Origin of the sequence: Propionispora sp. 2/2-37, from assembly GCF_001298735.1 — a bacterium.
In the GTDB taxonomy this organism is placed as follows: domain Bacteria; phylum Bacillota; class Negativicutes; order Propionisporales; family Propionisporaceae; genus Propionispora.
In genome coordinates, this window is sequence record NZ_CYSP01000002.1 from 195,048 (window position 1) to 207,348 (window position 12,301).

Annotated in this window: 11 protein-coding genes; all 11 read right to left on the reverse strand. The window is 36.4% G+C overall.

What is annotated here, in order from left to right:
* Positions 1 to 816: 816 nt before the first annotated feature.
* Entirely contained in the window at positions 817 to 1,611 is a 795-nt protein-coding gene (locus P22_RS02770; protein WP_054258682.1) for a tyrosine-protein phosphatase, read from the reverse strand.
* Positions 1,612 to 1,640: 29 nt separating this feature from the next.
* The gene (gene rfbD / locus P22_RS02775; protein ID WP_054258806.1) at positions 1,641 to 2,465 is read right to left on the reverse strand and encodes a dTDP-4-dehydrorhamnose reductase; all 825 of its coding nucleotides are present in this window, start codon (positions 2,463 to 2,465) and stop codon (positions 1,641 to 1,643) included.
* Positions 2,466 to 2,555: 90 nt separating this feature from the next.
* Positions 2,556 to 3,113, reverse strand: coding sequence for a dTDP-4-dehydrorhamnose 3,5-epimerase (gene rfbC / locus P22_RS02780; RefSeq protein WP_054258683.1), 558 nt, complete (start codon positions 3,111 to 3,113; stop codon positions 2,556 to 2,558).
* 2 nt (positions 3,114 to 3,115) lie between these two features.
* Positions 3,116 to 4,024, reverse strand: a complete 909-nt coding sequence (rfbA, locus tag P22_RS02785) for a glucose-1-phosphate thymidylyltransferase RfbA (protein WP_054258684.1) — start codon at positions 4,022 to 4,024, stop codon at positions 3,116 to 3,118.
* A gap of 12 nt (positions 4,025 to 4,036) precedes the next feature.
* Complete coding sequence (gene rfbB / locus P22_RS02790; RefSeq protein WP_054258685.1) at positions 4,037 to 5,092, reverse strand: dTDP-glucose 4,6-dehydratase; 1,056 nt, start codon at positions 5,090 to 5,092, stop codon at positions 4,037 to 4,039.
* A gap of 118 nt (positions 5,093 to 5,210) precedes the next feature.
* Entirely contained in the window at positions 5,211 to 7,685 is a 2,475-nt protein-coding gene (locus tag P22_RS02795; protein ID WP_054258686.1) for a glycosyltransferase, read from the reverse strand.
* A gap of 25 nt (positions 7,686 to 7,710) precedes the next feature.
* On the reverse strand, positions 7,711 to 8,523 hold the full coding sequence (locus P22_RS02800) for a class I SAM-dependent methyltransferase (protein ID WP_054258687.1): 813 nt from the start codon (positions 8,521 to 8,523) through the stop codon (positions 7,711 to 7,713).
* Positions 8,524 to 8,556: 33 nt separating this feature from the next.
* Positions 8,557 to 9,291, reverse strand: a complete 735-nt coding sequence (locus P22_RS02805) for an ABC transporter ATP-binding protein (RefSeq protein WP_054258688.1) — start codon at positions 9,289 to 9,291, stop codon at positions 8,557 to 8,559.
* Positions 9,292 to 9,303: 12 nt separating this feature from the next.
* Positions 9,304 to 10,071, reverse strand: a complete 768-nt coding sequence (locus P22_RS02810; RefSeq protein ID WP_054258689.1) for an ABC transporter permease — start codon at positions 10,069 to 10,071, stop codon at positions 9,304 to 9,306.
* A gap of 12 nt (positions 10,072 to 10,083) precedes the next feature.
* Positions 10,084 to 11,520: a glycosyltransferase gene (locus P22_RS02815; RefSeq protein WP_054258690.1), complete on the reverse strand. Its 1,437-nt coding sequence runs from the start codon at positions 11,518 to 11,520 to the stop codon at positions 10,084 to 10,086.
* Between the two features lie 15 nt (positions 11,521 to 11,535).
* A complete protein-coding gene (locus tag P22_RS02820) occupies positions 11,536 to 12,300 on the reverse strand; it encodes a DUF4422 domain-containing protein (protein ID WP_054258691.1) in 765 nt (254 codons plus the stop codon).
* Between the last annotated feature and the right edge of the window lies 1 nt (position 12,301).

Genomic DNA, 12,301 nt, shown 5'->3' on the forward strand with positions numbered 1-12,301 from the left:
TCACTTAACAAGAAATTTAACTAAATTATTCTTGTTTGCCATGACTCAATAGCCTGTCGGTAGTGACAACAACATGACTGGATAAGATTGTCCTATGTTAGTTCGCAATGGCCCCCCTGTTATCGGTATTCAAATTGTCGATTGTCTTCATCACCTGTCCAGTTGTTCCCAATCTCAATCCGCCAGCCGGTATTCGTAACTCCAAGTTAAGGTAATCCCATAGCTGCAAACAACCATTGGTGCAGCCTCTCCCCCATTAATTCATCTAAAATGGACACTTCCGCTTGGAAGAACTTCCTGCCATCGATATTCAAATCGACGACTATCGCCTGTTCGGCCCTAATTTCTCAGTCTGCCAGCCTCTATTCGCAGCCCAAGATTAAGATAAATTCTATAACTGCACATAACCGGCATGCAGTTTCTCCCCCATATGTTCCCTGCTCGCCCAAGATGGACGGCATTTTTTATTTTCAGTATTTTACCTGCTTCTATTTCTTACGTGCAATGCCCTTAGACACGTAACCTTTCTCTCGGTGGCCCCCATATGCAATAAAATTACACCCACTTGCCAATAACCACTACCTTCAGGAATTCCCACACCACTTCTATTGAATCCGGGGCCGGAATTACCGCCAGCTTCGGCACTGGCCAGACCAAGCAATTGCCTCAAGGTTACCGTCTATAAAAGGCGTCAACCTGCTGCAATAGTATAATTTTACCATTAAAGGAAATTAATTTCTAGTATTTTTGTCAACTTACCTACAATGCAAAAAAGCGACCCTTCATGAAAAAGGCCGCTCATTTATATTTAATCGTTTATCCCCATAACATCCGAAACATTTTTGTTATGGCTCCGGGTTTATGTGACTGGTCCGCAAGCTTTATTTCCGGTATGTCCACATCCCGGCTATGAATCATATTAGCAGGATTATGCCTGGTTAACCTGGCTACGTTTTCCTGACCCACTATGCTGCCAATCTTTTGCCGTACTTCCCCAAGCCGGGGATTGCGGGTATGGGCACTATGGGCGTCTGAGCCGATACAATGCACCATATTGCTTTTTAGCAGCAGTTCCGCCGTTTCCATTGCTTTTTTCCCAAAACGTCCGGTAATACTGGCTCCATTTACCTGAACTAATACACCGGCACGAATCCATTCCGCCAGCCTGTTAGGATTACCGGCAATCCGCGGATGCCGTTCCGGGTGGGCCAGGATTGGCGTTATTCCACGGGTTTGCAGTCTAAAAAAAAACTCTTCCGTAAATGAAGGAATTTCCATAGCCGGCAGTTCCACCAGAAGATACCGCCCGCCATTGATACAATAAGGACCCGGACCTTGAATTTCTTTCAGGATATCCATATAGACGGCTACTTCCCCGCCGGGATAAATCTCGATTGACAGACCTTCCTGCTCCGCCGCTTGTTTCACTTGCTCACATCCGGCAATAATCCGCTCCCAGGAAGGCAGCCACTTTCCCTCAATAACATGGGGTGTAGCGACAATATGCCGTGTACCGCTCTCCTGTGCCATCCTAAGCATAGTCAGCGACGTATCCAGGTCTTTGGCACCATCGTCAATTCCAGACAGAATATGGCTGTGCATATCAAACATAGCTTGTCCCTTCCCTTACAGCTTTCTGCTCACTTTATATACTCTTTTAATGCTGTTTGCCACTCCCGCATCGGGTCTCCCACCGTCATACGCAGCATATAATTATCCAGTACCGAATAAGCGGGACGTTTGGCCGGACGCGGAAATTCACCGGTAGCCACCGGAACAATCTTTACCTGCTTTCCTGTCTGGCGGAAAATCTCGCAGGCAAAATCGTACCAGGAGCACTGCCCCTGACAGGTAGCATGATAGGTACCATAGGAATCACTTTCCAGAAGCTGAAAAATAGCTTTTGCCAATTCCACCGTCGAAGTCGGTGTTCCTATTTGATCATGCACAATCCTTAGCGTATCCTGCTGCCTCGCCAGCCGCAGCATCGTCCGCACAAAATTGTTGCCTTCGCCATACAGCCAGGCGGTTCGCACAATGTAGTGACGTCCTAGAATCCGTCGTACCATTTCTTCGCCCTGCCACTTGGTACGGCCGTATACGGTCTGAGGGTTCACAGCATCGAACTCACGGTATACGTCCCGTTTTTCCCCATCGAAAACATAATCGGTGCTGACATATACCATCCGGCCCCCGGTTTCCAGGCAGCCGGCGGCTACATTCTGCGCCCCCACCACATTAACCCGGAAGGCTCCGTCCTCATCCGACTCAGCTCCATCCACATTGGTATAGGCTGCACAATGAATAACGGCATCCGGTTTGACCTCCCGCATAAAAGAGGAAACCTGTGATGTGTTGGTTATATCCAACTTATCCCTGCCAGCCAGAACGAGATCGTGTTGTATGCCTTGCCTGGCTACCTCACGCCCTAGCTGACCATTAGCTCCCGTTATTAATATTCTCATTAACATCATCTGCCCTTCAAATACATCCATATCATACCATACGATAGAAATATCTACAAATATGTAAAGAGATGGTTTTTACCATCTCTTTCATTTTCCATACAAAGGAAGTCTGTCAGGTTTTACATCTTTTAACTGCGGATATACTTTATCCTTATCTGAAAGTATTACTTCCTGCAAAGGCCACTCGATTCCAACCTCCGGATCATTCCAAAGAATACCGCCTTCCGCTGCCGGATTGTACAAACCGGTACATTTATAGGTAAAATAAACTGTATCACTCATAACACAAAAACCATGGGCAAATCCAGGCGGGACCCACAACTGGCGATGATTTTCACCGGACAGATGCACCCCTACCCATTCACCAAAGGTAGGTGAACCCCTTCGTATATCTACGGCTACATCGAAAACTTCCCCCTGTACCACCGATACCAGTTTCCCTTGCGTATTAGGATTTTGATAATGCAGCCCTCGCAGTACTCCACGCGTAGAAAATGATAGATTATCCTGTACAAACGGCTCTTTAATACCAATGTCTTCATAACGCATCCTTTGCCAGGTTTCCTGAAAAAATCCACGGGCATCACCGAAGACCTTGGGTTCAATAATAAACACTTCCGGAAGCTTAGTTTCTATTACCCTCATGCCTACCTATTCACTCCTAATTGTGGCGATACTATCACTTCTTCAGACAGTTCCAAGAGGTATTTGCCATAACTGTTTTTCTTCATTAAATCTCCTAATCTTTGAAGCTCACTTCGAGAGATATAGCCCATCCGATAGGCTATTTCCTCCGGGCAGGCTACCATCAAGCCTTGCCGTTCCTGAACTGTAGAAATATAGTTTGCTGCCTGCAGAAGAGACTCATGCGTTCCGGTGTCCAACCAGGCAAACCCCCGTCCCAGGATTTCCACCCGAAGCGTTCTCGCTTCCAAGTATAAACGGTTTAAATCGGTAATCTCCAGTTCGCCTCTGGCTGATGGCTTTAACATTTTGGCATATTCTACGACCTTATGATCATAAAAATAAAGCCCGGTTACTGCGTAACTGGATTTAGGCTGAGACGGTTTTTCTTCCAGACTGACAGCCTGTCCGACAGCATCAAACTCTACAACGCCATAACGCTCAGGATCTTTCACCCAGTAAGCAAATATCGTGGCTCCACTATCCTTGCAGGCCGCAGCCTGCAAGATCTGACTGAAGCTATATCCAAAAAAAATATTATCCCCTAAAATAAGGGCACAACTATCATCGCCAATAAAGTTTTCACCAATGATAAAAGCCTGCGCCAACCCATCGGGACTAGGCTGCACAGCATAGGATAAAGTAATGCCCCATTGTTCGCCAGTACCTAAAAGCTGATAAAAGCTCTCCCTATCCTCCGGTGTTGTAATAATCAAGATATCCCGTATACCTGCCAGCATCAAGGTGGTTAAGGGATAGTAAATCATAGGTTTATCATATACCGGCATGAGTTGTTTACTCAAGGCTTTGGTAATTGGATAAAGACGGGTACCTGAGCCACCAGCTAAGATTATGCCTTTTCTTACTGCCAACTTTCTTCCCCCTTATTCTCCAGTTCCTAGCCGTTCCCGCCGGTAACTTCCATCCGCAACCCGGCGGCACCATTCCAGGTTATTAAGGTACCAGTCGACCGTTTTAATAATCCCGGTCTCAAAGGTTTCCTGTGGCACCCAGCCTAGTTTTCGCTGTATTTTCGAAGCATCAATCGCATAGCGTTGATCATGGCCGGGACGATCTTTTACAAAGGCAATCTGCTCACGATAGGACTTACCGTCACTGCGTGGTTTTTTTTGATCTAAAATATCACATAATGTATGAACAATACTAATATTTGTCTTTTCATTATGTCCGCCGATATTGTATTTCTCCCCCGGCACTCCGTTTTCTAAGACAGTCAAAATGGCACGGCAATGATCCTCAACATATAGCCAATCACGCACATTCCGGCCGGTGCCGTAAACCGGCAACGGCTTTCCTTCCAGTGCGTTTAAAATCATGAGTGGAATGAGTTTTTCCGGGAATTGATAGGGTCCGTAATTATTGGAGCAGTTCGTTATTAATACCGGCAATCCATAGGTATGGTAATAAGCGCGGACTAAGTGGTCAGAAGAAGCCTTGGATGCTGAATAAGGCGAATTGGGTGCATAGGGGGTTTCTTCAGTAAAATAACCTGTATCTCCTAAAGTACCATATACTTCATCCGTTGAAACGTGCAGAAAGCGGAATTTAGATTTTTCTTCTTCGTTCAATTGCCGCCAGTATTTTCTGGCAGCTTCCAACAACGCGAAAGTCCCGTTGATATTGGTTTCAATAAAAGCGTTCGGACTGTCTATCGAACGATCAACATGAGATTCGGCTGCAAAATGAACAATTGCACTGAAAGAACATTGCATAAGTTTCTTTGAAACAAATTGTAAATTACAAATATCGCCTTGAACAAATTCATAACTGGAATTATTTTTTATATCTTTTAATGAATCAAGATTTCCCGCATAAGTCAGTTTATCAAAATTAACAATATTTATATCTTTTTGCAGAGCTATACGGATAAAATTACTGCCAATAAAACCTGCGCCACCGGTGACTAATATAGTATTCATATCTCCTCCACAATTCGGTCATAGCAATAGAAGTATCTCAATTCAAAAACAAATAATTTATTTCTGTGAAATTCATCGCTTTCTTTATTTTGGAAATAGCTTTTACTAGATTACTTCATTAATCTTCCAACATTAAATCAATTAAATTTTCATATTCCGCTTTAAACTTTTCATTGCCAAAATAATTATTGTATACTTTCCTATTCAATTCTTTCAACTGATTTATATCTGCAGATAGAATCTTTTTTGCAGTTTGCCGATAATCATGTTCATGGAAAATAATATTATCTTCTTTATTAAATTCTATATTTCCCCCAATGTTTGATAATACGATTGCTAACCCTTTATTCATAGCTTCTAATGTCGCCAAATCGAAAATAGAAATTCTGTGCAACATAATATAGACATCCGCAATCTCTTGTAAATATTGAACTTGTAAAAAGGAACATTGTTTTATATAAATAAATTTAAAATTATCAAATTCTTTTTCTAATCTCCTGCTGTATTCCAAAACTTTCTCTGAAAGAGGTCCTTTCCCAACTACAATCCATCTTATCTTTTTCTTATATTCTAATTTAACGATTTCCGCTATAGCTTTAAACGACTGGTCTGTCCCCTTTGCATAAGTCATTGTCCCTACTGATAATAGAGTTAAATATTCATTATCTCGTTCAATACCAGGAATTTTCTCCGGTAAAACTTCAGCATATAAAGTATTGTATAAAGTTGGTCCTAGTGCAACTTCACTCTCATTAATTATATTATATTTACTGGAAAAATAATAATCTTTAGCACCTATACTTGGAAAACAAACATATACCGCGTGTTGCAAAGCATACTTCTCACACCTTTGAATAACTTTCTTTTCAAAGATAGACATTTCTTCTCCCAAGTTTATCTTTTCTTCCACTCTTGGTCCTTGCGAATGTAAAACAAGTGTATACTTTTTCTTTAAGAGGGCTAAACCAAAGGCTGTTGCATAATCATGGCATACATATATAGCATCTGTTTCATCTTTCGTTTTCTCTATAGTAAATGCAATCGCCGCAAATAGCATCAATAGAAGAGTATTTTCCATAAAAAAATTCGGATATTTGTGTTGATTGTAATAAGAGTTCCTTCCCGTATGCCATATACCATCTCTTTCACTAAAGCAAAATTCCAATGCTAATCTTTTATACGAAGATCCCATAGTTTTTTTTAATGCTGATAATACAGCCCCAGCTCCTCCACGCCCGCCACTAGGCGCATATGGACGATACGATATAAATTTAACCTTGTTAATCTTTCTAAGATCTTTTATATGATGACCTGCCAAAGATTTAAATTTATATAAAGCAAGTAAATCACTTATCTTTCTAAATCCTCTGGTTTTCATAAAAAAGTTACGATTTATATGATATACTACCTTTTTAATCAAACCTATATCTTCATTCGCAATTAATCGATTTGTATTGTCTTCTAAATGCCGTATTCTTTCATCTAAATGCTTTTCTACTATTCTTACAGCTGGATCTAAAGGTGTCTGGCTCCAATAATCATTAAATGCAGCTCTAATTTTATTCGCTCTCGGCGGTAAAACAACATTGGGGCAATTTTCATTTACAGGAATCAAATCACTCAAAACATCTTTCCAAAAAATAGGATTTAAATATGCATCATATATAGATAAATAAATATCATCTGAAAATGTGCAATTTTTATCATAATTATAATTTAAATATCGCTGATGAAATGCTTCGATTTCTTTTCCAAAATACACCGACTCGTATAAAATACCGGAAGAAATTGCACATACTTTTTTAATATTATCATTAGAAATAATTCGATAAATATTATCATTTATAATTTTTATAAAATTAAACTTTTCTAAGAACTCATATACTTGTTGCAAATTTTTATTAAAAGGATGCGGCTTATAATATACGGTATTGTATTCTTCTCCCAGTCTTTCAATTTTATCCTCATAATCAAATATACTTAGACATCTTCCCTGAGAGTAAAGTGCTCTATCCACATCAATTTGTCCAGCAATTAAAACTGAATTCTCATCAATATTAACTGGCGCATGATCTGCAGCAGCTTTAAATAATCCTGCATAAACAAAAAATATATTATCATCAATTTGATATCTTTTCATTTTATCGAATAGACTTTTTGAGTTTGTAGCAAAACCATAAAAATTATCATCTAAAAACCTAATAGGATGAATAACTAAATCTATATAAGGAATATTTAGCAAATCATGGATCTTTTTTAAAATCAGGGGAATTTCTAAATAGATAACTAAAGAATTTTTTATATAATCTCTATAATATTCTATCGCTTTTTCAGGAATATTTTCTAAATCTAATATTTCTAACCATCCCATTGTATTAAATTCACTAATGCCACAGAGCTGATAAAAATATTCAACATTGAAATCAGTATGATCACAATTCAGTCTTTCAATTTTTATACTTGTAGCTTGTTGCAATTGCCAACATAAAAAATGAAAATATTTGTTAACTCTTGTATTATTAAAGACTTCTATCTTTTCATTTCTTATACTAGGTCTCAGTAAATCACTTGTTATAATTATTTTTTCAATCATTATATCTCCTTTTCAAAAAGTAATTTTACAAGATTTTTACAGCAACTTGTTCTTTGTAAGTATAACCAATATACTCAAACTTAATTTGATTTTCATTTATAAATTCTTGAAATGCCTTATATTCTCCATTTTGCCAATCCGGATAATTAAAGAATTCATCAAATACTATAATTGTTCCTGATTTAATTCGGTCTTTTAATTTTTCAAATATTGTCTTAGTTGATGAGAACAAATCACAATCAATATGAATAAAAGCACATTGCTGATCGTGTTTATTTAAAAAGTCAGGTAATGTCTGATTAAACCATCCCTTAATTAATACTACATTTTTATTAACTTCTGGTAAATTATCTGTTTTAAATGTGCCTATTTCAAATCCAGTTCTCCAATTTTCAGGCAGCCCCTCAAAGCTGTCAAAACCAAAAATTATTTCATTATTCTTGATAGCCGAAATAATATTAATTGTCCATCCATTATATACACCAAATTCTAAAAACAACCCATTTGTAGTAAAAGACAGCGCATGCGTTAATAAATCTTTTTTATTATTAAATACTAAAGCTTTAGGCATATTTTTAATAATAAATTCCGCAGTTTCAAGTCCTACAAAATTGATTAAATGCCTGTCCAAATTTTGGTTAGGCAAATTTATTTTTTTTTCTAATTTCTGCAAGCTTATTTCTATTTCATTATTTAATCCAGTTACTATTTTTTCTAACCTTTTATATTTTTCATCATTTTCCTGTCCTATTTTATAAATTTTCTCTTCTATTCGTAAAGTAACACGATAAGCAGGATTAATACTTCTCAGTATTTTTTTTATTATATTTATAAGCAAATTCGCTTCTCCCCCATTATATTAATGAGACCCTTACATTTGAGCTAAAAATTGTTCATATTGATTGCAAACAGCTTTTGTATCTCCAAAAGCCATTTGTTTTCCATGATCTAGCCAAAGAACTTTGTTACACATTCTGCGGATCTGTTCGATCGAATGAGAAACTAAAATCGTAGTTGCTCCCCCCTTAATAACCTCCAACATCTTGTTTTCACTTTTTTTTCTAAAGGATCCATCACCAACAGACAAAACTTCATCTAAGATCAAAATATCCGGATTGACCAAGCAAGCTATAGAAAAAGCTAATCTCGATTTCATTCCGGAAGATAATTGTCTAAATGGTCGATCTTGAAAATTTTCTAATTCGGCAAACTCAATAATATTACTATATTTTTCATTCATAAAAGAACGTGTATAGCCAAGCATTGCACCTCTAAGATAAGTATTTTCCTGTACAGTCAAATCGCCGTCAAAACCGCTTGCCAATTCCAGCAAAGCTGCAATCCTTCCATTAATGTTAACCTTGCCTTTAGTCGGAATCATAATGCCAGAAATAACTTTTAGCAAAGTAGATTTCCCTGCGCCATTTCCCCCTACAATTCCAAGCATGTCACCCTTGTTTAATGAAAAAGAAACATCTTTTACCGCCCAAAACTGTTTCTCTTGATATTTACCGTGTATGCGGCGCATTATATATTCTTTTAATCCAATTTCCTTAAAATCACCAATCTTATAGCAAATAGAAATATCATTCAGTTCAATGATCATATTATATAACCCCTAAACATAATATAGAAATTTGTAGTTATATTTTTTATATATATAACCACCAATTGCTAAAGACAGAAATGCATAAAAAAATGCTAACAAATGAATATATATATCGGGAATTATATTTTGAAGAACAATCATCCGGAAATAAGATATATACACATATACAGGATTTAAATAAAAAAGCCATCTAAGCTGCGCATCAAAAATTTCTATGTTATAGAAAATAGCAGAGCAATAGACCAGAAGCTGAGTAAAAACTGAGTATAAGTATTGAATATCCCTAAAAAAAATGTACAGGGCAGATAGAATCATTCCTACTCCAATATTAAAGGCAATTAAGCAAATAATCGGGAAGAGCAATAAAAAGATTTTCCAACTGAAGAACAAGCCGTCATATAAAGCAAATAAGAGAAAAATAATAAACGTTAATGAAAAATTCATTAAGGATGATATATTTCTGGATAATAGAAACATATATTTGGGGACATTCACTTTAGTAAATATATGTGAATTAGCCATTAAAGACCCCATTCCTCCATGAGTAGCATCAGAAAAATAAGAGAAAACAATCTGTCCGGCCAAAAGGTACGAAATATAGTGCGGAATAGTTCGTCCAAAAAACTGCCCAAAAACCATACTCATCACCAGCAAGGACAATAACGGCGATAACATACTCCAAAATACGCCCAGTACAGTTCGTTTATATTTATTTTTAAAATCTCTTTTTACTAATTCTTCGAAAAGAAATTGGTGTTCTAAAAAACGACGTATCATAGAATTCTCCCTTTAAGCTTCATTTAAATAATAGTTATTCAATTCTTCAATATGTTCATCTACCTTTTTTAAGATTAATTGCTCGTTCCAATATTCGTTAAGCAATTCTGGGTTCTTCACCAACATTTCAATCCGCTTATTAAAATCGTCAACATTTCCAGCTTGAAACTTAAACAAATCGCTTTTACTCAATTCAGAAGCTCCCCCCCTACTGCTTGCAAGTACAGGTATTCCCATACTTTTTAGCTCGATAGCTACCTGAGGAAGATTATCTTCCCATAAAACAGGAACAATGCCTAAATTAACCTTAGCTAAGATTTTGGGGATATCCTTATGGGTATAACCATCAAAAAGTATCATTTCTTTAAACTTAGTACGTAGCCCCCTGATTTCCTCAACTATTTTATCATCTCTAAAAGCAGCAGCAATAACCACTTCTAGACTCTTAGCAATATCATCATTTAATTTTTTTAGCGCATCAACAAAAAAATAGAATCCCTTATCTTTCCGCATATATCCCATATATACAATTCTTAACGATTCGTTATCAATAGGCGAACTCAAGGAAATTCGTTGGTTTTCAGCAAATTTTGTGCCAATATAGCTCGTAGAAACCTTGCTCCCTTCAATTCCCATGTTAATACAGATTTCTTTTACTCTATCAGAAACGGTAAAGATATGATCTACATATTTATTTATAAGCCGGATATTATTTTCACGGAATAAACGAAAAGCTGTATTTTCGTGGTACTCTTCTGTAAATGCAGTCTCTTTTTGAAATCGTAGCTTTTTCAGAATTCTATAAGCCATTTGAGCAGTACTTTTTATTTTGGAAAATAAAAAACTATCAGGATAGATATTCATTTTCCCTAAATAATAATGGAGAATATAGTATTTTAAAATGGAATTATAAGGCGGTATATACGGCAAACATGTTATACAGTCATTACCATTATGGAAATCTTCACAGTTCTCCTGTTCATTTTTCCACAAATTCACTTGAGGGCAAAAATAATGATAATTATGGACTGATAATATAAATTTAGTCTCCGCAAATTCTTCTTTTAATTCTAAAACTTTACAAGTTAATCCTTCTAATACCTGGAAATGGATAATATCAAATGGTCCATTTTCTTTTAAAAATTCTCTTAGAATTTCTTTTAAAGAAATATCTTCAAGAAAAACGTTTTGTTGATTAAACGAACATCCGCTAGGAGCCATCATGGGAGAATTTACTATTCTATATTGTCTTACATTATCTTTTTCTTTTATTTTTTCTATATACGTACCTTTCCGTAAAGAATAATCCACTCCAGAATTCAATGTATAAATTTCTATATTTTCTTTATTTGAAAAATATTGTATTAAATTTTCCAAATAAACTCTAACTCCGCCACCTCTTCGTTCTTTGTCATCATATTGTACCCAATAATAATAAAGGATTTTCATTTTTTACTCCTTTTTTTATCTTTTCCTATATTTTCTTTCCAGAAATAGGTATCCTTTTTTTAACCAATTTTGATGCTCCATAAATACAAAATCAATTTCTTTATACGCAAACTGATTTTTCTCTATCCAAACATCTAGTAATAATTCACTAATAAAACCGAACACTCTTGCTTGATAACTATCATAAGTTGAAATATCTATGCGTTTTTCCAACGTAAACAGTATAGAGAATAACCATTTGCAATAAGCATGGAATTTTTCTCTTTCCATAATAAACATATTAAACATATGCGCCCAAGTTCTATTCATTACAATATGGAAATAAAGTTTATAATCAGGATAAAGTTCTTCAATAATTTGTTCTGTCATATCTAAGTCAAGCTTATTATGGGCATGATTATAATGCGAGCGATTCGTCTCAATATAATATTTTCGCTTATTAGGTAGAACAATATCTGTTCTCAACAATACATTTTCAAGCTGACCTCGTGATAAAACTGTATTTCTTTTGCTTTCTACAGACAAACCATATCTTTTAGCAGCAAAATGCCGTCGATAATGTACCAGACCTATATACTTTGCCTCTAAATTTTTCCAAGCCCAATAAGCCGCTGTTAACTCGCAATAATTGGGATTCTTATAAGATATATGATCTCCAGTATCATCACCCATATAGCCAATACTCTCCTGATTAGCCATTCCTACATGAATGGGCAAATACATGTCTTCCTGCGGCATCCAATATTCTTTATGTGAAGCTATAAGGATTTTTATATCCAAA

Bases quoted from the DNA above. Each gene is read 5' to 3' on its own strand.
- P22_RS02770 (WP_054258682.1), bottom strand. From the start codon at position 1,611: ATGTTTGATATGCACAGCCATATTCTGTCTGGAATTGACGATGGTGCC.
- P22_RS02815 (WP_054258690.1), bottom strand. From the start codon at position 11,520: ATGAAAATCCTTTATTATTATTGGGTACAATATGATGACAAAGAACGA.
- P22_RS02810 (WP_054258689.1), bottom strand. From the start codon at position 10,071: ATGATACGTCGTTTTTTAGAACACCAATTTCTTTTCGAAGAATTAGTA.
- rfbD (WP_054258806.1), bottom strand. From the start codon at position 2,465: ATGAGAATATTAATAACGGGAGCTAATGGTCAGCTAGGGCGTGAGGTA.
- rfbC (WP_054258683.1), bottom strand. From the start codon at position 3,113: ATGAGGGTAATAGAAACTAAGCTTCCGGAAGTGTTTATTATTGAACCC.
- rfbB (WP_054258685.1), bottom strand. From the start codon at position 5,092: ATGAATACTATATTAGTCACCGGTGGCGCAGGTTTTATTGGCAGTAAT.
- P22_RS02795 (WP_054258686.1), bottom strand. From the start codon at position 7,685: ATGATTGAAAAAATAATTATAACAAGTGATTTACTGAGACCTAGTATA.
- P22_RS02805 (WP_054258688.1), bottom strand. From the start codon at position 9,291: ATGATCATTGAACTGAATGATATTTCTATTTGCTATAAGATTGGTGAT.